This is a genomic window from Echinimonas agarilytica, assembly GCF_023703465.1.
Classification (GTDB): domain Bacteria; phylum Pseudomonadota; class Gammaproteobacteria; order Enterobacterales; family Neiellaceae; genus Echinimonas; species Echinimonas agarilytica.
The window spans coordinates 13560-38703 of sequence record NZ_JAMQGP010000011.1 but is presented as its reverse complement, the minus strand read 5'-3'; the positions used below and the strand labels follow the sequence as shown (position 1 = coordinate 38703).

Annotated in this window: 19 protein-coding genes and 4 tRNA genes; 21 read left to right on the top strand and 2 right to left on the bottom strand. The window is 46.7% G+C overall.

Features of this window, described 5'->3' with window-relative positions; genetic code table 11:
- Positions 1-169 precede the first annotated feature (169 nt).
- The 17 genes from NAF29_RS17550 to tuf (NAF29_RS17470) all read left to right on the top strand — a co-directional run bounded on the left by NAF29_RS17550 (position 170) and on the right by tuf (NAF29_RS17470) (position 18347).
- A tRNA-Tyr gene (locus NAF29_RS17550) sits at positions 170-254 on the top strand.
- Positions 255-287: 33 nt separating this feature from the next.
- Positions 288-362 (top strand) — tRNA-Gly (locus NAF29_RS17545).
- Between the two features lie 14 nt (positions 363-376).
- Positions 377-452 (top strand) — tRNA-Thr (locus NAF29_RS17540).
- Between the two features lie 116 nt (positions 453-568).
- Entirely contained in the window at positions 569-1753 is a 1185-nt protein-coding gene (gene tuf / locus NAF29_RS17535; RefSeq protein WP_251262923.1) for an elongation factor Tu, read from the top strand.
- A 61-nt stretch (positions 1754-1814) separates the two neighbouring features.
- Positions 1815-1891: transfer RNA gene (locus NAF29_RS17530), tRNA-Trp, on the top strand.
- Between the two features lie 64 nt (positions 1892-1955).
- Positions 1956-2333, top strand: a complete 378-nt coding sequence (secE, locus tag NAF29_RS17525) for a preprotein translocase subunit SecE (protein ID WP_285817843.1) — start codon at positions 1956-1958, stop codon at positions 2331-2333.
- A 1-nt stretch (position 2334) separates the two neighbouring features.
- Positions 2335-2886, top strand: a complete 552-nt coding sequence (nusG, locus tag NAF29_RS17520; protein WP_251262933.1) for a transcription termination/antitermination protein NusG — start codon at positions 2335-2337, stop codon at positions 2884-2886.
- Between the two features lie 116 nt (positions 2887-3002).
- Complete coding sequence (gene rplK, locus NAF29_RS17515) at positions 3003-3431, top strand: 50S ribosomal protein L11 (protein ID WP_251262932.1); 429 nt, start codon at positions 3003-3005, stop codon at positions 3429-3431.
- 4 nt (positions 3432-3435) lie between these two features.
- Positions 3436-4134, top strand: a complete 699-nt coding sequence (rplA, locus tag NAF29_RS17510; RefSeq protein ID WP_251262931.1) for a 50S ribosomal protein L1 — start codon at positions 3436-3438, stop codon at positions 4132-4134.
- A gap of 234 nt (positions 4135-4368) precedes the next feature.
- Positions 4369-4863, top strand: coding sequence for a 50S ribosomal protein L10 (rplJ, locus tag NAF29_RS17505; RefSeq protein ID WP_251262930.1), 495 nt, complete (start codon positions 4369-4371; stop codon positions 4861-4863).
- Between the two features lie 60 nt (positions 4864-4923).
- The gene (gene rplL / locus NAF29_RS17500; protein ID WP_251262929.1) at positions 4924-5292 is read left to right on the top strand and encodes a 50S ribosomal protein L7/L12; all 369 of its coding nucleotides are present in this window, start codon (positions 4924-4926) and stop codon (positions 5290-5292) included.
- Between the two features lie 206 nt (positions 5293-5498).
- A complete protein-coding gene (gene rpoB / locus NAF29_RS17495; RefSeq protein ID WP_251262928.1) occupies positions 5499-9527 on the top strand; it encodes a DNA-directed RNA polymerase subunit beta in 4029 nt (1342 codons plus the stop codon).
- Between the two features lie 81 nt (positions 9528-9608).
- Positions 9609-13823 (top strand): DNA-directed RNA polymerase subunit beta', encoded by a 4215-nt coding sequence (gene rpoC / locus NAF29_RS17490; RefSeq protein WP_251262927.1) that lies wholly within the window; start codon positions 9609-9611, stop codon positions 13821-13823.
- 172 nt (positions 13824-13995) lie between these two features.
- The gene (rpsL, locus tag NAF29_RS17485; RefSeq protein WP_251262926.1) at positions 13996-14370 is read left to right on the top strand and encodes a 30S ribosomal protein S12; all 375 of its coding nucleotides are present in this window, start codon (positions 13996-13998) and stop codon (positions 14368-14370) included.
- 77 nt (positions 14371-14447) lie between these two features.
- Positions 14448-14921: a 30S ribosomal protein S7 gene (rpsG, locus tag NAF29_RS17480; RefSeq protein ID WP_251262925.1), complete on the top strand. Its 474-nt coding sequence runs from the start codon at positions 14448-14450 to the stop codon at positions 14919-14921.
- Between the two features lie 69 nt (positions 14922-14990).
- Positions 14991-17102, top strand: a complete 2112-nt coding sequence (fusA, locus tag NAF29_RS17475) for an elongation factor G (protein ID WP_251262924.1) — start codon at positions 14991-14993, stop codon at positions 17100-17102.
- Positions 17103-17162: 60 nt separating this feature from the next.
- Complete coding sequence (gene tuf, locus NAF29_RS17470) at positions 17163-18347, top strand: elongation factor Tu (protein WP_251262923.1); 1185 nt, start codon at positions 17163-17165, stop codon at positions 18345-18347.
- 129 nt (positions 18348-18476) lie between these two features.
- Here tuf (NAF29_RS17470) and NAF29_RS17465 read toward each other — a convergent pair whose 3' ends face one another.
- Entirely contained in the window at positions 18477-19682 is a 1206-nt protein-coding gene (locus tag NAF29_RS17465) for an outer membrane beta-barrel protein (protein ID WP_251262922.1), read from the bottom strand.
- Between the two features lie 215 nt (positions 19683-19897).
- Between NAF29_RS17465 and NAF29_RS17460 the strand changes: the two genes are divergently transcribed.
- Both NAF29_RS17460 and NAF29_RS17455 read left to right on the top strand, forming a co-directional pair.
- Positions 19898-21304 carry a mannose-1-phosphate guanylyltransferase/mannose-6-phosphate isomerase gene (locus NAF29_RS17460; protein ID WP_251262921.1) on the top strand — a complete coding sequence of 469 codons (1407 nt, stop codon included), beginning with the start codon at positions 19898-19900 and terminating at the stop codon, positions 21302-21304.
- Positions 21305-21309: 5 nt separating this feature from the next.
- Positions 21310-22689: a phosphohexomutase domain-containing protein gene (locus NAF29_RS17455; protein ID WP_251262920.1), complete on the top strand. Its 1380-nt coding sequence runs from the start codon at positions 21310-21312 to the stop codon at positions 22687-22689.
- A gap of 48 nt (positions 22690-22737) precedes the next feature.
- Here the strand turns inward: NAF29_RS17455 and NAF29_RS17450 are convergent, their stop codons facing one another.
- Positions 22738-23883, bottom strand: coding sequence for a hypothetical protein (locus tag NAF29_RS17450; RefSeq protein ID WP_251262919.1), 1146 nt, complete (start codon positions 23881-23883; stop codon positions 22738-22740).
- A gap of 270 nt (positions 23884-24153) precedes the next feature.
- Between NAF29_RS17450 and rpsJ the strand changes: the two genes are divergently transcribed.
- Positions 24154-24465, top strand: coding sequence for a 30S ribosomal protein S10 (gene rpsJ, locus NAF29_RS17445; RefSeq protein WP_251262918.1), 312 nt, complete (start codon positions 24154-24156; stop codon positions 24463-24465).
- Between the two features lie 34 nt (positions 24466-24499).
- Positions 24500-25138 carry a 50S ribosomal protein L3 gene (gene rplC, locus NAF29_RS17440; RefSeq protein ID WP_251262917.1) on the top strand — a complete coding sequence of 213 codons (639 nt, stop codon included), beginning with the start codon at positions 24500-24502 and terminating at the stop codon, positions 25136-25138.
- Positions 25139-25144 lie beyond the last annotated feature (6 nt).

Sequence of the window (25144 nt, the reverse complement as noted above, 5' to 3'; positions counted from 1 at the left end):
CGTGAACGAACAGGCACTATTTTCGGAAAATATTCAAAAAGGTGTTGCGGAGCCAAAATCGTTTATATAGAATGCGCTCCGCACTGAACGACTGGTGGTTTTCAAGTCAGATACTTGATTCGCAGCAAAATCTGCAACCTGAGCATTAGCTCGAAACCAGTTGGCGCGTGGAGGGGTTCCCGAGTGGCCAAAGGGATCAGACTGTAAATCTGACGGCTCCGCCTTCGAAGGTTCGAATCCTTCCCCCTCCACCATTTTTGCAGATTGAGGTAGTCTCAAAAGCACATGCGGGTATCGTATAATGGCTATTACCTCAGCCTTCCAAGCTGATGATGTGGGTTCGATTCCCACTACCCGCTCCAAGTTTAGATTCAGTGCTGATATAGCTCAGTTGGTAGAGCGCACCCTTGGTAAGGGTGAGGTCGGCAGTTCAAATCTGCCTATCAGCACCATCCTCTATTCTGAATAGACTTCCTCAAAACATACATTTTTCAATTAACAGACTAAGCTGTTGATTGCTGTTGAGACGTTTGTAAAATCAACTGTCGCTTAAACGAGGCTCCATATTATGGCTAAAGAAAAATTTGAACGTAATAAACCGCACGTAAACGTGGGCACTATTGGTCACGTTGACCATGGTAAAACAACGTTGACGGCAGCAATCACAAACGTACTTGCAAAAGTATACGGTGGTGAAGCGCGTGCATTTGACCAAATCGATAACGCACCAGAAGAGCGCGAGCGTGGTATCACGATTGCAACTTCTCACGTTGAGTATGACACTCCAAGTCGTCACTACGCGCACGTAGATTGCCCTGGTCACGCCGATTATGTGAAAAACATGATTACAGGTGCTGCTCAAATGGACGGTGCAATCTTAGTTGTAGCGTCTACAGACGGCCCAATGCCACAAACACGTGAGCACATCTTGTTGTCACGTCAGGTTGGCGTACCTTTCATCATCGTATTCATGAACAAATGTGACATGGTAGATGACGAAGAGTTGTTGGAATTGGTAGAGATGGAAGTTCGTGAACTTCTTTCAGAATACGATTTCCCAGGCGACGATTTGCCAGTGATTCAAGGTTCAGCGCTTAAAGCGTTGGAAGGCGAAAAAGAATACGAAGACAAGATTGTAGAATTGGCGGAAGCGTTGGATTCATACATTCCAGAGCCAGAGCGTGATATCGACAAGCCATTCTTGTTGCCAATCGAAGACGTATTCTCAATCTCAGGCCGTGGTACAGTGGTTACCGGTCGTGTAGAGCGCGGTATTATCACAGTTGGTGATGAAGTTGAAATCGTAGGTGTTAAAGACACAACGACAACGACTTGTACTGGTGTAGAGATGTTCCGTAAGCTTCTTGACGAAGGTCGTGCGGGTGAGAACTGTGGTGTGTTGTTGCGTGGTACTAAGCGTGATGACGTACAACGTGGTCAAGTATTGGCGAAGCCAGGCTCAATCACTCCACACACGAAGTTCGAATCAGAAGTATACGTGTTGTCTAAAGATGAAGGTGGTCGTCACACGCCATTCTTCAAAGGCTACCGTCCACAGTTCTACTTCCGTACAACGGACATCACAGGTACTATCGAATTGCCAGAAGGCGTAGAGATGGTGATGCCAGGTGATAACATCAAGATGGTAGTTGAGTTGATCAACCCAATCGCGATGGACGAAGGTCTACGTTTTGCGATTCGCGAAGGCGGTCGTACAGTAGGTGCTGGGGTTGTTGCTAAAATCGTTGAGTAATTAACGAAAAAATAGTGTATAAAAGGAGCCCCTCTAGATGGGGCTTCTTTGTATGCCATCTAGGGTAGTAGTTCGAATTGGTAGAACAGCGGTCTCCAAAACCGACGGTTGGGGGTTCGAGTCCCTCCTGCCCTGCCAAAGATTTTTCCAACCTCGCCATGTGCGGGGTTGAGTTGTCTGTTTATGTATTAAGGTACGAGTAATGAGTGCGAACACTGAAACCACGACCAGCTCAATGGACCCATTGAAGTGGGGTGTGGCAATTATCTTGCTGCTAGCGGCTGTCGTCGGTAACTACATGTTATCTGACTTGTCTGTCGCCATTCGTGTGGCTGGCGTTATTGTTGCTATCGCTGTTGCGTTAGTTGTTGCAGCGCAAACAACAAAAGGTCAGACCGCAGTGGCATTTGCACGCGAGTCTCGTACCGAAGTTAAAAAAGTCGTATGGCCGACACGCCAAGAGGCGATCCAGACCACTCTGATCGTTTTCGCTGTGACTGCAATTACTGCATTGCTCCTGTGGGGTCTTGATGCGGTATTGATTCGTGTTGTTGCCTTCATCACTGGAGTGAGTGCGTAACATGACAGAACAAGAAGCACCTAAACAACGTTGGTACGTTGTACAAGCATTCTCTGGTTACGAGATGCGCGTTCAGAAATCTCTTCTTGAACACATTCGCATGCACGGCATGGAAGAAATGTTTGAAGAAGTCCTCGTTCCGACTGAAGAAGTGGTTGAAATGCGTGCAGGCCAAAAACGCCGCAGCGAACGCAAATTTTTCCCAGGCTATGTGCTTGTTAAGATGGTGATGAACGATGAAACCTGGCATTTAGTGCGCAATATCCCTCGCGTACTCGGTTTTATTGGCGGTACAAGTGATCGCCCAGCACCGATTAGCCAAAAAGAAGCTGACGCCATTCTAAACCGTTTAGAAGAGGGCACAGACAAGCCAAAACCAAAAACACTGTTCGAAGTTGGCGAAGTTGTTCGTGTCAACGATGGTCCTTTTGCGGATTTCAATGGTGTTGTTGAAGAAGTGGATTACGAAAAGAGCCGTGTAAAAGTGTCGGTTTTGATTTTCGGACGTTCAACTCCTGTCGACTTGGAATTCATTCAAGTAGAAAAAAGCTGATTAAATATTCATCAGGTACTTGTTCATGGGCGCGGATATAGCTATAATCCGCGCCCTACTTTTAGGGGAGCCCGTCATTAAGATTGGCGCCTGAACCCAAAAAACAGAGGTATATCATGGCTAAGAAAGTCGAAGCGTATATCAAGTTGCAAGTTGCAGCTGGTATGGCGAACCCAAGTCCACCGGTAGGTCCGGCATTGGGTCAACATGGTGTGAACATCATGGAATTCTGTAAAGCGTTTAACGCGAAAACAGATTCTCTTGAGAAAGGCGCACCAGTTCCTGTTGTTATTACTGTATATAACGACCGTTCATTCACATTCGAGACTAAGACTCCACCGGCGTCTTTCTTGCTGAAAAAAGCAGCAGGCATCAAGAGTGGTTCTGGCGTACCTAACAAGCAAAAAGTTGGTACTGTCAATCGCGCTCAACTCGAAGAAATCGCAAAAGTTAAAGAAGCCGATCTTACTGCAGCCGATATGGACGCTGCCGTACGTACTATCGCGGGTTCTGCACGTGCGATGGGCTTGAACGTAGAGGACTAATCAGATGGCCAAATTATCTAAGCGTATGAAAGTGGTTCGCGAAAAAGTGGACCCAATTAAAGATTATGATATCAACGAAGCTCTTTCTTTATTGAAAGAATTAGCGACAGCTAAATTCGTTGAAAGCGTAGATGTATCAGTAAACTTGGGTGTAGACCCACGTAAATCTGACCAAAACGTTCGTGGTGCAACTGTGTTGCCACACGGTACAGGCCGTACTGTTCGTGTTGCTGTGTTTACACAGGGCGCGAATGCTGAAGCTGCTAAAGAAGCTGGCGCTGATTTAGTAGGTATGGAAGATTTGGCAGCGCAAGTGAAGAAAGGCGAGATGGATTTTGACGTCGTTGTCGCTTCACCTGATGCAATGCGTGTTGTTGGTCAATTAGGTCAGGTACTTGGTCCTCGCGGTCTTATGCCTAACCCTAAAACTGGTACTGTAACGCCTAACGTTGCAGAAGCAGTTAAAAACGCGAAAGCGGGCCAAGTTCGTTATCGCAACGACAAAAACGGCATTATCCACAGCACTATCGGCAAAGTTGACTTCTCTGAAGTACAACTTCAAGAAAACCTTGAGTCGTTGTTGGCAGCTCTTAAGAAAGCTCAGCCTGCTTCAGCAAAAGGTCAGTTCATCAAGAAAGTTAGTCTTTCTACTACGATGGGCGCGGGTGTTGTTGTTGACCAAGCGACTTTGACGCTAGGTTAAAAAATTGGCGAAGTTCGACGTTATGGTTATAATGTCGGGCTCGCAAAGGGTTGGAGCAACTTTGTTGCTCCCATCCAAGACCGTAGGTGTTTGAAAAAACTTAATTTCCTACGCAGATGGTGTGACCCCAGGACAAGACATCTTGCGCCTGGTTAACACCGGAGTTGCTCTTCAATGGTTGAAGAGCTCTTTAGTAACCGGCATTTTTCGCCGGAAAAACCAGGAGTAAAGCCAATGGCATTAAATCTCGAAGGCAAAAAGGCGATTGTCGCCGAAGTCGCCGAGGCAGCCAAAGGCGCTCAATCAGCTGTTGTTGCTGACGCACGTGGTGTGACCGTTGACGCGATCACTGCTCTGCGTAAAGAAGCTCGTGAAGCTGGCGTAACTATGCGTGTTGTTCGTAACACGTTGGCACGTCGTGCGCTTCAAGGTACCGATTATGAGTGCCTAACTGAGTCTTTCTCAGGCCCAACATTGATTGCTTTCTCTGCTGAGCACCCAGGTGCCGCTGCACGTATCTTCAAAGACTTTGCTAAGCAGCAAGATCAATTTGAAGTGAAAGCAGCTGCCTTTGAAGGTGCATTGGTAGACGCGGAATTGTTGGCATCACTGCCTACATACGACGAAGCAATCGCCAAACTGATGAGCGTTATGAAAGAAGCCTCTGCAGGCAAGCTGGTTCGCACTATTGCGGCCGTTCGCGATCAGAAAGAACAAGAAGCTGCTTAATCAGCTTTGCTGTTACAGATTTAACGAACTATTGTTCAAAAGAATTTAGGATTTAAGAGTATGTCTATCACTCAAGAACAAATCATCGATGCAGTAGCAGAGATGTCAGTAAAAGACGTAGTTGAATTGATCACTGCGATGGAAGAAAAATTCGGTGTTACTGCTGCAGCTGCTGTTGTAGCTGGCGGCGCTGCTGGCGGCGAAGCTGCTGCTGAGCAAACTGAATTCGACGTAGTATTGGCTAGCATCGGCGGAAACAAAGTTTCTGTGATTAAAGCAGTACGCGGCGCGACTGGCCTTGGCTTGAAAGAAGCGAAAGGTTTGGTTGAAAGTGCTCCAACACCGATCAAAGAAGCTGTGTCTAAAGACGAAGCTGAAGAACTCAAGAAGACCCTCGAAGAAGCGGGTGCTGAAGTTGAGATCAAATAAGCCGTTTTACGACAGCTTAGCCGCCTGAAAAGGCGAGGGCTGGTGACTTTTGGGTCACCGGCCTTTTTGCGCTCATGGATGGTGTGAATTTCGCGACATTTCGCATACCGTCCGCCGGCTCGACCGGCATACAAAATGTCGCACGTCTAGGCCGCCTTTTAACTAATGGCGGAATTGGGTCACTTATCAGCGAGCTGAGGAACCCTATGGTTTACTCCTACACTGAGAAGAAACGAATCCGTAAGGATTTCGGTAAACGTCCGAAAGTACTTGATGTACCGTTTCTGTTGTCAATACAACTAGATTCGTTCCGTAAATTTATTGATATGGACACGGATGGGCAGTACGGCTTGGAAGCAGCATTCCGCTCCGTGTTTCCGATTAAGAGCTACTCCGGCAATTCTGAGCTGCAATATGTCAGTTATCGCCTTGGAGAGCCTGTTTTTGACGTCAAAGAATGTCAAATCCGAGGTGTAACTTATTCTGCTCCTTTGAGAGTTAAGTTACGCTTGGTGCTTTACGATCGTGAAGCAGCACCGGGTACAGTCAAAGACATCAAGGAACAAGAAGTCTACATGGGAGAGATCCCACTGATGACCGATAATGGTACCTTTGTGATCAACGGTACTGAGCGAGTCATCGTTTCTCAGTTACACCGTAGCCCTGGTGTGTTCTTTGACCACGACCGTGGTAAGACTCACTCATCAGGTAAGGTATTGTATAACGCGCGCGTTATCCCTTATCGCGGCTCATGGCTGGATTTCGAGTTTGACCCGAAAGATAACTTATATGTACGTATTGACCGTCGTCGTAAATTACCTGCGTCGATCATCCTGCGTGCATTAGAATACAGCACAGAAGACATTCTTGAGGCATTCTTCGAGACTACGAAAATTCGTATCTCGGGTAAAAAAGTCTTAATGGCGATTACGCCAGCCCAATTACGTGGTGAGACTGCGACTTTCGATATTCTTGGTAAAGATAGTGAAGTGATTGTTGAGAAAGGCCGCCGTGTGACTGCTCGTCACGTACGCGAAATGGAAAAACAAGAAATCGCTGAACTAGAAATTCCATTGGAATATCTGGTTGATAAAGTTTCTGCCAAAGAATATGTCAATAAAGAAACTGGCGAAGTCATTGTCAACGCGAATGATGAACTGACGCTGGAAAGTGTTGCTGAACTGTCTCAATCTGGTATTAAGTCATTTGAGGTGTTGTACACCAATGAACTTGATAGCGGTGCGTACATGTCTGATACCGTGCGTATCGATTCCACTAATAGCCGTATTGAGGCATTGGTTGAAATCTATCGCATGATGCGTCCTGGTGAGCCACCAACGCGCGAAGCTGCAGACACTTTGTTCGAGAACTTGTTCTTCTCAGAAGAGCGCTACGACCTATCAACGGTAGGCCGTATGAAGTTCAACCGCCGTTTGAACCGCGAAGAAATCGTAGGTCCAGGCGTATTGAGCAAAGACGACATTGTTCAAGTGATGAAGAAGCTCATCGATATCCGTAACGGTAAAGATGATGTGGATGATATTGACCACTTGGGTAACCGTCGAGTTCGTTCAGTTGGCGAAATGGCAGAAAACCAATTCCGTGTTGGTCTCGTTCGTGTAGAACGTGCCGTACGTGAGCGTTTGAGCCTTGGTGATCTTGATGCGCTGATGCCGCAAGACTTGATCAACGCTAAGCCAATTAGTGCTGCTGTTAAAGAGTTCTTCGGCTCTAGCCAGCTCAGCCAATTCATGGATCAGAACAACCCGCTTTCAGAGGTCACTCATAAGCGTCGTATTTCTGCATTAGGTCCAGGTGGTTTGACGCGCGAACGCGCAGGCTTTGAAGTTCGAGACGTTCACCCGACTCACTACGGTCGTGTATGTCCGATTGAAACGCCGGAAGGGCCAAACATTGGTCTGATTAACTCATTGTCTTCATATGCACGGACTAACGACTACGGTTTCTTGGAAACTCCTTACCGTAAAGTTGTTGACGGCGTGGTGACAGATGAAGTTGATTACTTGTCAGCGATTGAAGAAGGTAGCCACGTTATTGCACAGGCAAACGCCAGCACTGACGAAAATGGCCGCTTGACGGATGATTTGGTAACGGCTCGTTGTAAAGGCGAGACAGAGCTTCATCCTGCTGCTCAAATCACTTATATGGATGTGTCTCCACAGCAGATCGTATCTGTTGCGGCGTCAATGATTCCGTTCCTAGAGCACGATGATGCTAACCGCGCATTGATGGGCTCGAACATGCAACGTCAGGCTGTTCCTACATTACGTGCTGATAAGCCGTTAGTTGGTACAGGTATGGAGAAAACGGTAGCCGTTGACTCTGGTGTGACTGTTGTAGCGAAACGTGGTGGTGCCGTCGAGTACGTTGACGCCAGCCGTATCGTAATTAAAGTAAATGAAGCAGAGTTGGTACCAGGCGAAGCCGGTATCGATATCTACAACTTGACGAAGTACACCCGTTCTAACCAGAACACATGTATCAATCAAAAACCAACGTGTAAAGTTGGTGAGCCGATTGTACGTGGCGATGTGTTAGCGGATGGACCTTCTACAGATATGGGTGAGCTCGCGCTGGGTCAAAACATGCGTGTGGCATTCATGCCTTGGAACGGTTACAACTTCGAAGATTCAATCTTGATTTCTGAACGCGTAGCCGAAGAAGACCGTTTTACGACGATTCATATTCAAGAACTATCTTGTATTGCACGTGATACTAAGCTCGGTACTGAAGAAATTACAGCTGATATTCCAAACGTAGGCGAGTCTGCTCTGTCTAAATTGGATGAGTCGGGTGTTGTTTACATCGGTGCTGAAGTGAAGGGTGGCGATATTCTGGTAGGTAAGGTGACGCCTAAAGGTGAAACTCAGCTGACCCCAGAAGAAAAACTCTTGCGTGCCATCTTTGGCGAGAAAGCGTCTGATGTGAAAGACAGCTCACTTCGAGTTCCAAACTCAGTGTCTGGTACCGTATTAGATGTACAAGTCTTCACCCGTGACGGTGTTGAAAAAGACAAGCGCGCCTTAGAAATCGAAGAATTGCAACTCAAGCAAGTTAAGAAAGACTTGGATGATGAATTTGCTATCTTCGAAAACGGCATTTATGGCCGAGCTCGTCAGTTGTTATTGAACAACGGCTTTGATGAAGCGAACTTATCGAGCATGTCTCGTGATAGCTGGTTAACTCAGTCGTTGAGCGATGAAACTGCTCAAACTGAACTTGAGTCAATTGCAGTTCAGTTCGGTGAATTGAAAGAAGAGTTTGATGCCAAGTATGACCTTAAGCGTCGCAAGATCACTCAAGGTGATGACTTGCAACCTGGCGTACTCAAGATTGTTAAAGTTTACCTTGCTGTTAAACGTCGCCTACAACCAGGTGACAAAATGGCGGGGCGTCACGGTAACAAAGGTGTAATTTCAACCATTCAACCGGTTGAAGATATGCCACATGATAAGAACGGCGTGCCGGTCGATATCGTGTTAAACCCATTGGGTGTACCGTCACGGATGAACGTAGGGCAGATCCTTGAGACTCACTTAGGTATGGCTGCTAAAGGCATCGGTGAGAAGATCAACGAAATGCTCGAAGAACAACGTGCCGTCGCTGAAATGCGCGAATTCTTGAAGAAAGTCTACACCTTAGGTGAAGTGCTTCAGGAAGTTGATATCGACACGTTCACTGACGACGAAGTGATTCGCTTAGCCGGTAACCTCAAAAAAGGTCTACCGATTGCGACGCCTGTGTTCGACGGTGCGAAAGAATCGGAAATCAAGGCATTGTTGGCTCTGGGTGGTATTCCTGAATCAGGACAAATCACCTTGTTCGACGGCCGTACAGGCAACCAGTTTGAGCGACCAGTAACCGTAGGTTATATGTACATGTTGAAGTTGAACCACTTGGTTGACGACAAGATGCACGCACGTTCAACAGGCTCGTACAGCTTGGTAACACAGCAACCTCTGGGCGGTAAAGCTCAGTTCGGTGGTCAACGTTTCGGTGAGATGGAAGTATGGGCATTGGAGGCATATGGTGCCGCTTATACCCTACAAGAAATGCTCACTGTTAAGTCGGATGATGTGAACGGCCGTACGAAGATGTATAAAAACATCGTCGATGGCGACCATAGAATGGAGCCTGGCATGCCAGAATCGTTCAACGTATTGTTGAAAGAAATCCGTTCGTTGGGTATCAACATCGAGCTTGAGTCTGAGTAAGTTCAGACCCGACACAAAACACCGGGGCGCGATATCATTTGATATCGCGCCAGTAGGGCCACTCCAGACTGGAGAGATAAGGTGAAAGACTTACTTAAGTTTTTTAAACAACAGACTCAAACAGAAGAGTTCGATTCGATTAAGATCGGACTTGCATCAGCAGATCAGATTCGAAGCTGGTCTTTTGGTGAAGTAAAGAAGCCTGAAACCATTAACTACCGTACTTTCAAGCCTGAACGTGATGGCTTGTTCTGCGCACGTATTTTTGGTCCAGTAAAAGATTACGAATGTTTGTGCGGTAAGTACAAGCGTTTGAAGCATCGCGGTGTGATCTGTGAAAAATGTGGCGTTGAAGTCACCGTCACTAAAGTACGCCGTGAGCGTATGGGTCACATTGAACTGGCAAGTCCAGTTGCACACATCTGGTTCTTGAAGTCGCTGCCAAGCCGCATTGGTTTGCTGCTCGACATGACATTACGTGACATTGAGCGCGTATTGTACTTCGAATCATTTGTTGTGACAGAACCAGGCATGACAACTTTGGAACGCAGCCAGCTGTTAACCGAAGAAACGTATTTAGATGCGCTTGAAGAGTACGGCGACGACTTCGAAGCTAAAATGGGTGCAGAAGCAATTCTGGAACTGTTGAAAGCTATCGATCTCGGTGCTGAAATTGACCTCATGCGTGAAGAGTTACCTGCAATTAACTCTGAAACTAAGCGTAAGAAAGTCACTAAACGTCTGAAGCTAATGGAAGCTTTCCACTTGTCGGGTAACAACCCACAGTGGATGATCATGACAGTACTGCCAGTATTGCCACCTGATCTGCGTCCGTTGGTACCATTGGACGGCGGCCGTTTTGCCACGTCTGATTTGAATGACTTATATCGTCGCGTGATTAACCGTAACAACCGTTTGAAGCGTCTGTTGGATTTGGCTGCGCCAGATATCATCGTGCGTAACGAAAAACGTATGTTGCAAGAAGCGGTTGATGCATTGCTTGATAACGGCCGTCGTGGTCGAGCGATTACCGGTTCTAACAAGCGCCCATTGAAATCTCTTGCCGATATGATTAAAGGTAAGCAGGGTCGCTTCCGTCAGAACTTGTTGGGTAAGCGTGTTGATTACTCAGGTCGTTCAGTAATTACCGTTGGTCCTACACTGAAATTGCACCAGTGTGGTTTACCGAAAAAAATGGCTTTGGAATTATTCAAGCCATTCATTTACGGCAAATTAGAAACTCGTGGTCTAGCTACGACGATCAAAGCCGCTAAGAAAATGGTAGAGCGTGAATTGCCTGAAGTATGGGATGTGTTGGACGAAGTAATTCGCGAACATCCAGTACTGTTAAACCGTGCACCTACGTTGCACCGTTTGGGTATCCAAGCATTTGAACCGGTATTGATCGAAGGTAAAGCGATTCAGCTTCACCCTCTCGTTTGTGCGGCATACAACGCCGACTTCGATGGTGATCAGATGGCTGTTCATGTGCCGTTGACCATTGAAGCGCAATTAGAAGCCCGTTCTTTGATGATGGCTTCTAACAACATTTTGTCTCCTGCGAACGGTGAACCTATCATCGTACCTTCTCAGGATGTTGTATTGGGTCTGTACTACATGACTCGAGACAAAGTGAATGCCAAAGGCGAAGGCATGATTTTGGCCGATTATAAAGAAGCCGAAAAAGCGTACCGTACAGGTAATGCAGAATTGCATGCTCGCGTGAAGGTTCGTATCCGAGAAGTATTGGTTGATGAAGAAGGTAATCGTTCTGAATCTACCGTCGTGAAAGATACAACCGTTGGCCGCTGTATTCTTTGGAACATCGTTCCAGATGGCCTACCGTATGAATTGGTAGACCAAGCGCTGACTAAAAAGTGCATCTCTAAACTGATTAATGCTTGTTACCGTAAATTGGGTCTGAAAGACACAGTGATCTTTGCTGACCAATTGATGTACACCGGTTTCCATTATGCAATGATCTCAGGTTCTTCTGTTGGTGTGGATGACATGGTTATCCCTGATGAGAAGACTGAAATCTTGAACGAAGCTGAAAGCGAAGTTGCAGAGATCCAAGACCAGTTCCAATCAGGTCTGGTAACAGCCGGTGAGCGTTACAACAAGGTTATTGATATCTGGTCTTCAGCGAATGAAAAGCTGTCTAAGGCCATGATGGACAACTTGAAAACTGACACTGTTATCAACGCTAAGGGCGAGCCTGAAGATCAAGCATCGTTCAACAGCATCTACATGATGGCAGATTCAGGAGCGCGTGGTAGTGCCGCACAGATTCGTCAGTTGGCCGCAATGCGTGGTCTGATGGCGAAACCAGATGGTTCTATCATTGAGACGCCAATTACAGCGAACTTCCGTGAAGGTCTTGACGTACTTCAGTACTTCATCTCAACTCACGGTGCTCGTAAAGGTTTGGCCGATACCGCACTTAAAACAGCAAACTCGGGTTACTTGACTCGTCGTTTGGTTGACGTAGCGCAAGATTTGGTGATTACACAAGACGATTGTGGCACTGAAGAAGGCCTTGTCATGAAGCCACTGATTGAAGGTGGTGATGTTGTAGAACCATTGCGCGAACGTGTATTGGGTCGAGTACTGGCTGTAGACGTTGTTAAACCAGGCGGCACTGGTGAGGTTCTTCTCACTCGTAACACGCTTCTCGATGAGAAAATGTGTGACCTGCTTGAAGAAAACAGCGTTGATGAAGTTTGGGTTCGTTCTGTTATTACGTGTGCCAATGACTTTGGTGTATGTGCCAATTGTTACGGGCGTGACCTTGCTCGTGGCCATATGGTCGGTTCAGGTGAAGCCGTAGGCGTTGTTGCCGCTCAATCAATTGGTGAGCCAGGCACACAGCTTACGATGCGTACGTTCCACATTGGTGGTGCTGCATCGCGTGCTTCTGCAGAAAACAGCATTCAAATTAAAAACTCAGGTACGGTTAAGTTCCACAATGCTAAATACGTTGTAAACGATGAAGGCAAAGTGGTTATTACCTCTCGTTCGACAGAGCTCACCATTATTGATGAGTTAGGTCTTGAGAAGGAGCGCTACAAGCTTCCGTATGGTTCTGTCTTAGGTAAGACTGAAGGGCAGAGCGTTGAGGCGGGTACCGTCATCGCAAATTGGGACCCGCATACTCACCCAATTATTACTGAGGTTGCCGGTACAATTAAGTTCGTTGACATGATCGAAAGCGTGACTGTTAGCAAACAAACCGACGATTTAACGGGCTTGAGTAGCATTATCGTAATTGACCCACAGCAGCGCCCAACGGCCGGTAAAGAAATCCGTCCAATGGTGAAGTTGGTTGATGATAGCGGTAATGACATCAACATTGCAGGGACCGAAATTCCTGCACAATACTTCTTGCCGGGTAACGCGATTGTTAACTTGAGTGATGGTGCTAAAGTTGGCGTGGGTGATGCGCTTGCTCGTATCCCACAAGAAAGCTCAAAAACTCGCGATATTACGGGTGGTTTGCCACGTGTTGCTGACTTGTTTGAAGCTCGTAAGCCTAAAGATCCAGCTATTTTGGCTGAGATTTCAGGTACGATTTCTTACGGTAAAGAAACCAAAGGTAAGCGTCGTTTGGTGATTACACCAAATGAAGGCGATGCCTACGAAGAGATGATTCCTAAATGGCGTCAGCTCAACGTGTTCGAAGGTGAACAGGTTCAACGTGGTGAAGTGATTGCTGACGGTCCAGAAGCGCCTCACGATATTCTACGCTTACGTGGTATACCGGAAGTGGCGAACTATATCGTCAATGAAGTACAAGACGTTTATCGTCTGCAGGGTGTGAAAATCAATGACAAGCACATTGAGGTCATCATTCGTCAGATGTTGCGTAAGTGTACGATTTCTTCGGGCGGCGATTCTCAGTTCTTAGCAGGCGAACAACTTGAAGTTGCGCGTGTTAACATTGCGAACCGCGAGCTAGAAGATGCTGGGAAACAACCAGCAACTTATGTTCACGATCTCTTGGGTATTACTAAGGCGAGCTTGGCAACTGAGAGCTTTATCTCGGCAGCCTCGTTCCAAGAAACAACCCGAGTGCTTACAGAAGCAGCAGTTAGCGGCAAAGCCGATGACTTGCGTGGCCTGAAAGAAAACGTGATTGTAGGTCGCTTGATTCCAGCAGGTACTGGTTTTGCTTATCATCAGAAGCGTCATGAAAAACGCCCTTCTGCTGAGGAAACTGCGGTACCAAGTATGGATGAAGCAAGTATTGCTCTTGCAGAAGCATTGTCTTCTACAGGTGACAATTCGGACGCTTAGCGTAAAGCTAAGTGAACGATTGCTCGATAGTTCACGGCCTGAGGGTGTAAATTACAGTTCTCAGGCCATGTACACTTGACAGCTCAAAAACTGCTCATTACAATTCCGCGGCCCACTAGGGCGCGGATTTTTCATTTTTGAGTAAATAAAACTAACCAGGAGCTAGTAGTTCATGGCAACTATTAACCAGTTGGTCCGTAAACCACGTCGTCGTCCAGTCGAAAAGACTAACGTACCGGCGCTGGCTGCGTGTCCACAGAAACGTGGCGTATGTACTCGCGTATATACTACCACCCCGAAAAAACCTAACTCAGCGTTACGTAAAGTTTGTCGTGTACGTTTGACGAATGGTTTCGAAGTGACTTCCTACATTGGTGGTGAAGGTCACAACTTGCAAGAGCACAGTGTTGTTCTGATCCGTGGCGGTCGTGTAAAAGATTTGCCAGGTGTTCGTTATCACACAGTACGTGGTGCCTTGGATACAGCCGGTGTAAGTGACCGTCGTCAAGGTCGCTCTAAGTACGGCGCCAAGAAGCCTAAGTCTTAACGGTACTCCGTTAGTAAGGCCAAACTAAACCCAAGATATTGTTTTGGAATATCCTGAATTAATCGGAGAATTGTAAAATGCCAAGACGTCGCGTCATCGGTCAACGTAAAATACTGCCAGATCCTAAGTTTAAATCTGAGCTGTTGGCCAAATTCGTAAACATCCTTATGTTGGATGGTAAAAAATCTACTGCCGAGAAAATCGTATACGGTGCTCTCGACATTATCGCTGCTAAGCACGCAGACAAAGATCCTTTGGACTTGTTCGAAGTTGCATTGGACAATGTGCGCCCAACAGTGGAAGTAAAAAGCCGTCGCGTAGGTGGTTCTACCTACCAAGTGCCTGTCGAAGTACGTCCAGTACGTCGTAACGCACTTGCAATGCGCTGGTTAGTTGAATTCTCGCGTAAGCGTGGTGAAAAATCCATGGCTCAGCGTCTAGCAGGTGAAATGCTTGATGCGGCTGAAAATAAAGGCGCATCGGTGAAAAAACGTGAAGACGTTCACCGTATGGCCGACGCGAACAAGGCGTTCGCGCACTACCGCTGGTAGTAAATACTGTAGACGGCGGCCTTCGGGTCGCTGTCTGCTGTTTCCTGTACAGCTAATTCAGAGGATATCATGGCTCGTACAACTCCAATTGAGCGCTACCGTAATATCGGTATTGTGGCTCATGTGGATGCAGGTAAAACAACAACTTCCGAGCGAGTTTTGTTCTATACCGGCTTATCTCATAAGATCGGTGAAGTCCATGATGGCGCAGCCACAATGGATTGGATGGAACAAGAGCAGGAACGTGGTATTACCATCACCTCTGCAGCGACAACCACCTTTTGGCGTGGTATGGAATCGCAATTCCAAGAGCATCGCATCAACATTATTGACACCCCTGGTCACGTCGACTTTACGATCGAGGTTGAGCGTTCTTTACGTGTACTCGATGGTGCAGTGGTTGTGTTTTGTGGTGCATCAGGCGTAGAGCCGCAGTCTGAGACTGTATGGCGTCAAGCCGACAAATATCATGTACCCCGCATTGTTTTCGTCAACAAAATGGACCGCACTGGTGCAGACTTTATTCGAGTTGTAGAACAAATCGAAGAGCGTTTAGGCGCTACCGCAGTTCCAATTCAATTGAATATTGGCGAAGAAGAGCACTTTAAGGGCGTGATCGACCTGATCAAGATGAAAGCTATCAACTGGAGCGAAAAAGACCAGGGGACAACTTTTAGCTATGAATCTATTCCCGCAGATCTGCAAGAGCTCGCTGATGAATATCGCGAGAAGCTTGTTGAAAGTGCAGCAGAAGCTTCCGAAGAACTCATGGACAAATACCTTGAAGAGGGTGAATTGTCTGAAGCTGAAATTAAGCATGGCCTCCGCGTGCGCACTTTAAACAACGAGATCGTTTTAGCCACTTGTGGTTCTGCATTTAAAAACAAAGGTGTCCAAGCTGTGCTTGACGCCGTGGTTGAGTACTTGCCTGCACCTGTGGACGTACCGGCCATTCGTGGCGTTGATACCAACGACAACGAAGTTGAGCGTCCCGCTGACGATAATGCCCCCTTTGCTGCCTTAGCATTTAAAATTGCCACTGACCCATTTGTGGGTACGCTGACATTCTTTCGCTGTTATTCTGGCGTTGTTAGCACCGGCGACATGGTTTTTAATTCAGTGAAAGGCAAGCGTGAACGCTTTGGTCGTATCGTGCAAATGCACTCGAACGATCGAAAAGAAATTAAAGAAGTTCGCGCCGGTGATATTGCCGCGGCAATTGGCTTAAAAGAAGTCACTACAGGTGACACATTGTGTCACGCTGACCACAAAGTCGTGCTCGAACGTATGGAGTTTCCAGAACCTGTTATTTCGATAGCAGTGGAGCCCAAAACGCTTGCCGACCAAGATAAGATGGCTATTGCGCTAGGTAAATTAGCGGCGGAAGACCCATCGTTCCGTGTGGAAACAAACGAAGAATCTGGACAAACAATCATCTCAGGAATGGGCGAACTTCATCTTGACATCATTGTCGATCGGATGAAACGTGAATTTACTGTGGATTGTAATGTCGGCACGCCTCAGGTAGCTTATCGCGAAGCCATTCGTGGTAGCACGGAGGTGGAAGGTAAGTTTATTCGCCAAACAGGTGGTCGTGGTCAATACGGTCATGTTTGGTTGAAGATAGAACCCTTAGACTTCGATGACGAAGATTCAGAATCTTTTGTATTCGTTAACGAAGTTGTGGGCGGAGTTGTACCGAAGGAATATATTCCTGCGGTATCCAAAGGCATCGCCGAACAAATGCAGCAGGGTGTATTGGCTGGATATCCTCTTATGGGGGTGAAGGTAACTCTGTTTGATGGTTCATACCACGATGTTGACTCCAACGAGATGGCGTTTCAAATCGCAGCTTCAATTGGTTTTAGAGACGGGGCGCTTCAAGCGAACCCTGTGTTACTTGAACCCGTAATGAAGGTTGAGATTACAACGCCTGATAACTTCATGGGTGATGTTGTAGGTGACCTTAATCGTCGCCGAGGCATGATCGATGGTATGGAAGACGGTGTAGCCGGCGCAAAAGTAATTAAAGCGCAGGTTCCATTGGCTGAAATGTTCGGTTACGCAACTGATCTGCGTTCTCAAACGCAAGGTCGTGCGTCCTATTCTATGGAATTCCTGAAGTACAATGACACCCCAGCGAATGTCGCGAAGGTTGTTATTGAAGCGCGTCAGGGTTAATGAAGTTCGGTCCGGTCTCATTTGATTCCGACCGGACTTTTTAACTAAAGGTATACGAAAGTGGCTAAAGAAAAATTTGAACGTAATAAACCGCACGTAAACGTGGGCACTATTGGTCACGTTGACCATGGTAAAACAACGTTGACGGCAGCAATCACAAACGTACTTGCAAAAGTATACGGTGGTGAAGCGCGTGCATTTGACCAAATCGATAACGCACCAGAAGAGCGCGAGCGTGGTATCACGATTGCAACTTCTCACGTTGAGTATGACACTCCAAGTCGTCACTACGCGCACGTAGATTGCCCTGGTCACGCCGATTATGTGAAAAACATGATTACAGGTGCTGCTCAAATGGACGGTGCAATCTTAGTTGTAGCGTCTACAGACGGCCCAATGCCACAAACACGTGAGCACATCTTGTTGTCACGTCAGGTTGGCGTACCTTTCATCATCGTATTCATGAACAAATGTGACATGGTAGATGACGAAGAGTTGTTGGAATTGGTAGAGATGGAAGTTCGTGAACTTCTTTCAGAATACGATTTCCCAGGCGACGATTTGCCAGTGATTCAAGGTTCAGCGCTTAAAGCGTTGGAAGGCGAAAAAGAATACGAAGACAAGATTGTAGAATTGGCGGAAGCGTTGGATTCATACATTCCAGAGCCAGAGCGTGATATCGACAAGCCATTCTTGTTGCCAATCGAAGACGTATTCTCAATCTCAGGCCGTGGTACAGTGGTTACCGGTCGTGTAGAGCGCGGTATTATCACAGTTGGTGATGAAGTTGAAATCGTAGGTGTTAAAGACACAACGACAACGACTTGTACTGGTGTAGAGATGTTCCGTAAGCTTCTTGACGAAGGTCGTGCGGGTGAGAACTGTGGTGTGTTGTTGCGTGGTACTAAGCGTGATGACGTACAACGTGGTCAAGTATTGGCGAAGCCAGGCTCAATCACTCCACACACGAAGTTCGAATCAGAAGTATACGTGTTGTCTAAAGATGAAGGTGGTCGTCACACGCCATTCTTCAAAGGCTACCGTCCACAGTTCTACTTCCGTACAACGGACATCACAGGTACTATCGAATTGCCAGAAGGCGTAGAGATGGTGATGCCAGGTGATAACATCAAGATGGTAGTTGAGTTGATCAACCCAATCGCGATGGACGAAGGTCTACGTTTTGCGATTCGCGAAGGCGGTCGTACAGTAGGTGCTGGTGTTGTTGCTAAAATCGTTGAGTAATTAACGGTTTTAAAAACACTGAACAAGGTCGCTTCGGCGGCCTTTTTTGTGTCTGCTATTTAAAAAATAAAGGGGTAATTGAAAGGGCCGAACACGATCGACCCTCAAAGGCAAAATGGCATGAATGATTTAAAGTGAGAAAATCGTTGAGAATAAAATCACATTTTTGTCGTGAGAAATTAAATCACGATTGGAATCCACATTGCGGTACTTCCAACTCATTTGCAATGTCAGCCAATTAGTGTAGTCGTAACCTATTGAAGCGTAACTCTCAGTTACCTTATCGACACGGTTATCAGCAGTTCCTTCAAAATCTTCGTTTGAATATCCTCCTGCCAATTCTGTATTGACTTTGTCATTCCAGTCATGAGTCCAGCGCAGGCGAATGCTCTCGCGGTCCACAACATCTCCGTCAAGATCAGGCTCCATTGCACGTTTACTACTGGATAATGTAAATACCGAATAGCTTTTGAGCTCCCAGTTCACACCTAAATCCCAACTGAACCCGTCGTAGCTATCAATGTCAGGGCGGTCGAATTCTTTTTTCTCGTAACCGGCTTTGGCAAAACCGGATGTTCGAGCGGTCAAGTCCCAGGTCATCCCTGCGAGCGCACCATATTTGTGATTATCGCGAGTGACAGCGCCAGCCGGAGTATATTTGTAATCGATGTCTTCTCGAAAACCGTCGAAAGTCAATTTAGTTGCTGGACTGACCCGAATATACGCAGTGCCACCGTATTCGAGGACTTCATAATTACTGGTTTTGAGGCGTTCTTTAAAATTAGTGTATTCAAAGTCTTCAACACGTAGGTGCAGATCTAGATTGAATAAGGCGTCCTTCACACCAAACTGATATTCAAAATACCCGTAGTGGTCGTCGAATTTTGGAGGACGCGGGTAGCTATCTTGTTGCCCTTCTGAAACGCCTAAACCTCGCTCGATATGACCATGCTTGTATTGGTAACGCGCAATCAGTTTATGGCGAGCGCTAAACTCGTGATGTGCATAGAGTTGAATAGCATTGTCCCAGTAGTCATCGTCTGAATTGTCTTGATACCAACCGGCATAGGAGTGGTAGTTGATACCAAAGCGGGTGTGTTCGCGTTTTAATGCAACACTGGCTTGAGGTTCAACACGATATGATGTGCTGCTGATTTCATCATTTTCTAGATTCGACACGTTATCATCGTGGCCTGCACTGAATGCAATGGAGCCAGAGACTCCGCCATAATTAGAATCTTCTAAATCTGATATATGATAGGCCACGCCGGCTGCCATCAATGGCGCAGATACAACTAGGGTCAAAAGACCGATAAGGCTTTGCTTAAACAACATAATAACTTGGCTTCGGTGAAAGATTAACAACTGACTTACAATTGCATAAAAATTCATTATTGCCAATAAACCACCGACACAGTTTGATCAATTTGTCATACGAATAGATATCAAACTATACGAGCGTCTATTGCATATATATCAATATCGGGGACAATACAAACATACCCGCGATTGAAAAGCGGACATGACCCAAGGACGTTTGAGACACAATTATGATTCATCCCGTTATTATGGCCGGTGGCAGTGGCAGCCGACTGTGGCCTCTATCTCGTAAACATTACCCTAAACAATTTTTGTCTCTACATGGTGAACAGACCATGTTGCAGGAAACTGTCGCCCGTTTAGATGGGGTGACGAATAACAAACCTGTTGTCATTTCAAATGAAGACCACCGATTCATCGTCGCAGAACAGTTGAGTCAAATTGGTCAACTTGGTCCCGTTATTCTAGAGCCCGATGGCCGTAATACTGCGCCTGCAGTTGCGCTCGCGGCATTGGCATTGCAGAAAAGCGAAGGCGACGAAGCCGTGATGTTGGTTCTTGCTGCTGATCATGTGATTGAAGATGTCGAGGCATTTCATGCCGCTATTGCCAAGGCAACGCCTATGGCCGAGCAAGGTAAGTTAGTCACTTTTGGTATTGTTCCAACCGGCCCAGAAACTGGCTACGGATATATCAAAGCAGGAGCAACTCACGGTGAAGCGTTCTCAGTGGGTGAGTTTGTAGAAAAACCCAACTTAGAAACAGCCGAAGCATACCTCGCCAGTGGTGACTACTTCTGGAACTCCGGTATGTTCGTGTTCACCGTTGGCGCTTACCTTTCAGAGCTGCAAACGCATTGCCCCGAAATCCTCAAGGCCTGCAAAGCGTCCATGAGTGATGTCAGTCATGATTTAGATTTCATTCGTATCAGCAAAGAAGAGTTCGTTAAATGCCCGGACGACTCAATTGACTATGCTGTGATGGAGCATACGTCTGATGCAGTCGTGATTCCGCTCGATGCCCAATGGAATGATGTAGGATCGTGGTCAGCATTGTGGGATGTAAATCAGAAAGATAATCATGGCAACGTTACCCGCGGTGATGTGATGACACATGACTCGCATAATTCGTATGTGAATACGCAAGAAAAGCTTGTGGCGTTAGTTGGACTAGACGATGTTATTGTGGTTGAAACCAAAGATGCGGTGTTGGTTGCTGCCAAAGATAAAGTGCAAGATGTTAAATCGATTGTAAACGAGCTTAAATCTCAAAGCCGAAGTGAGTATTTGCATCAGCGTTTTGTCTACCGTCCTTGGGGAATGTACGATTCCATCGATAATGGTGAACGCCATCAGGTTAAACGCATTACAGTCAAGCCGGGTGCTAAGCTTTCAGTACAAATGCACCACCATCGCGCTGAACATTGGATTGTTGTTAGCGGCACAGCGAAAGTGACCAATGGTGAGCGCACATTTTTAGTGACAGAAAATGAATCGACCTATATTCCTGTGGGTGTTGTGCACGCTTTAGAAAACCCAGGCATGGTTCCTTTGGAGTTGATTGAGGTGCAATCAGGGTCGTATTTGGGCGAAGATGATATTGTTCGATTTGAAGATCGTTATGGACGAATAGAGTAAACGGAATGGCAGAATTAACCTGTTTTAAAGCGTACGACATCCGAGGGCAACTCGGTACGCAACTGAATGAAGATATAGCATACGATATTGGGCGCGCCTACGGAGAGTTCTTACAACCAGAAACTGTGGTTGTTGGTGGCGACGCGCGTGAAACCAGCGAAGCATTAAAAAATGCCTTGGCCCAAGGCTTGATGGATGCAGGTACGCACATCATCGATTTAGGCCTTGCAGGAACTGAAGAAATTTATTTTGCTACATCCCATCTTGGGATCGATGGCGGTGTTGAAGTGACGGCAAGTCACAACCCTATTGACTACAACGGCATGAAGTTAGTATCCAAAGGTAGTCGCCCCATTGGAAATGATAGCGGCCTGTTGGATATTAAGCGCATTGCCGGCGAAGCTCCTTGGCGTGAAGGTAGGCTGGAGTCCGACCGCCCCAAAGGTCGTTATCAACAAAAAGATTTATTAGTGCCGTATGTTGAGCACCTGATGTCTTACATTGATACGGCTAAATTAAAACCATTAAAGCTTGTCGTAAATGCGGGTAACGGTGCCGCGGGCCATGTCGTCAATGAAATTGAACGTCAGTTTGCCGCGGCAAATGTACCGCTGACACTGATTAAAATATTCAATGATCCTGATCCGACGTTTCCAAACGGCATTCCTAATCCGCTGCTACCTGAAAATCGAGCTTCGACAGCTAACGCCGTTAAAGAACATGGCGCCGACATGGGGATTGCATGGGACGGAGATTTCGACCGCTGCTTCTTATTTGACGAGCGTGGCGAATTTATTGAGGGGTACTACATTGTAGGACTCTTAGCTGCGGCATTTTTAGCGCAGAAGCCGGGTTCCAAAATCATTCATGATCCTCGCCTTACTTGGAATACCATTGACGTGGTCAATCAGTCCGGTGGCGTTCCTGTAATGAGTAAAACCGGTCATGCATTTATTAAAGATATTATGCGTGAGCAAGATGCAATATATGGTGGAGAAATGAGTGCGCACCACTATTTCCGTGATTTTGCATATTGTGACAGTGGCATGATCCCTTGGTTGTTAATTGCTGAATTGGTCAGTGTGAAGGAGGCGAGCCTGTCATCCTTGGTCGAGCAACGAATTGCAGCCTACCCATCTTCCGGTGAGATCAATCAAAAGCTTTCAAATCCAGAGCAATCGATTGCCAACGTGCTGTCGCACTATGAGAAAGACGCAGAGCTGATTGATCGGACGGATGGTATTAGCATTGAGTTTAGTCAGTGGCGCTTTAATCTTCGAAAGTCTAACACTGAGCCTGTGGTTCGATTGAATGTTGAAAGTCGAGCTGACCATGCTTTGATGGAAGCGAAAACCAAAGAACTGATTGCTTTGCTATCTGATTAAATGAGTTCGCATCGTGTGATGATAAAGGCCGCCTTCTGAGCGGCTTTTTTAATTGCTTTGTTCAGGTGGTCCTTCAATCTCTTCGTCTGTGTCTTCGCGACCATCTGATGTGATGCCTTTAAACGGATCAGAATATCCAACCCGCTGATACTTCTGACTTGAGCGCCGACTTTTACCGAATTGTAATTCAATGCCAGCAATCAGAACGCCATTGGTGTTGTAGTTGTATTTTCGTGGGAAGGTCAATTGGGGTTCGATTTCAAAGAAAAACCAAGGGCGCCAGACGCTTTTACGGAAGTTAAAGCCAATTTTGTATGTTTCGGAAGGATCATCAACTGGATCGCGAGACGCACCCTCAACGGTAGCAAAATAAGCTATCGCAGCCCGGTTACTGATTTGATCAACGCGCGCGGCTGTGAGTCGCCACTCCATGCCATCTGTATCTCGACCATACTTACCTTGGCTATAAAATCGGTACACGGTGTTATAGTCAGCGAAGTGGTCTAAGGTAAAGCGACTTGTTTCATACCAGCCGTCTTTCGATTCCACGGTATAATCTTGGGTGAACTTACCCACAGTCTTCTTATTGAAAGCGTGAAAAAATCGCGCGCGGGCCCGTGTATACACACCGCCACTGAAATTTGCCCCTACATCGAAGCTTACATCCCAATTATCAATGCTAAAGGCACTATATCGCACAGCAGCGGAGCCTCTATCTGTATTGCTGTCGGATACATTATCCCCGGTGCCTCCAATGGTGCTTTCATCATTGCCTTCGATAATAAGCTGCAAACGTTTTTCTGTGTTTGGCAGATACATAGCTGCCAGTACCCTAGGGCGGAACCGATCGGCCTCGCGTTCGGTCACCACGTACTGCATGTTTACGCGAACCAAACTCGAAGCGAGATCTTGTTCTACGCCTGGTTCGTCGCTACCAAAGAAGTTATCAAACCATAGTGCCTGTTGGCACACAGAATCTGATAACAACAAGTGGGCCTTATCAAACCATGGGTAGTCTTCCTGCGCGGAGACCTCACAGGGGCGTTTTTTCTCCAGCGCAGCTTCCCACTCATCTTCGAGCTGCTCGTCAGTTTTGTCTGGCGTTTCAATCTCGGTAAGCGCAGGGTTGGTGCTGAGGCCTACGGCAAGGACTAATATTTCCAACATAAACGATATGGTTAACACTTCACTCACGAATCACACTCTTAGTAAACATCAGAGTGGCTGAATTGTCATGAACTTAATTGAACTAACTATAGGGGTTGCGCTGTATCTCGTATTGTGTATAATACGCCTCCACCCGCACTTGTGTGGGGGATAAAAAGGGGCTCGGAACAATTGAGTCGCCTTATACAGCAACTTCGATTTGAAGTTGAATGAATTGTGATACACATCCACCACCTCATTAGTAGGTAGGGCGGTTTTGTGTATTTGTGTGTCAAACATTTTTGGAGCGTTGGTCTGATGCAGAACCAAAGAATCCGTATCCGCCTAAAAGCTTTTGATCATCGTCTTATCGATCAATCTACTGCAGAGATCGTAGAGACGGCGAAGCGCACGGGTGCCCAGGTACGTGGTCCGATTCCGCTGCCAACCCGCAAAGAGCGTTATACCATTTTGACTTCGCCGCATGTAAACAAAGATGCACGAGATCAATATGAGATTCGTACCCACAAACGTATGGTCGACATTGTTGAGCCTACTGATAAGACTGTGGATGCGTTGATGCGTTTAGATCTTGCCGCGGGTGTTGATGTTCAGATCAGTTTGGGTTAACCCCAAGCAGATGACGATAAGAGGTTTGTAAACCATGGCTATCGGATTAGTCGGTCGTAAAGTAGGTATGACTCGCATCTTCAATGAAGATGGCGTTTCAATACCTGTAACGGTTATTGAAGTCGAAGCCAACCGTGTTACGCAGGTGAAGACTCTTGAAACTGACGGTTACCGTGCAGTTCAAGTCACAACTGGCTCGAAAAAAGCCACGCGTGTCACTAAACCAAGTGCTGGTCACTTCGCGAAAGCAGAAGTTGAAGCAGGACGCGGTTTGTGGGAATTTCGCTTAGAAGACGGTGAAGGCTCTGACCTGGAAACAGGCAATGACTTAACTGTTAATCTACTCGCTGAAGCGAAAAAAGTAGACGTGACCGGTACCTCAAAAGGTAAAGGCTTCGCTGGCGTTGTAAAACGCTGGAATTTCAGTACTCAAGATGCCACTCACGGTAACTCTTTGAGCCACCGTGCACATGGTTCGATTGGTCAAAACCAATCACCAGGTAAAGTCTTTAAAGGCAAAAAAATGGCTGGTCACTTGGGTAATGAACGCGTAACAGTCCAATCATTGGACGTTGTTCGTGTAGACGCTGACCGTAACCTCATCTTAGTAAAAGGTGCGGTTCCTGGTGCAACAGGCGGCGATGTAATCGTCAAGCCTGCTGTTAAAGCGTAACTGGAG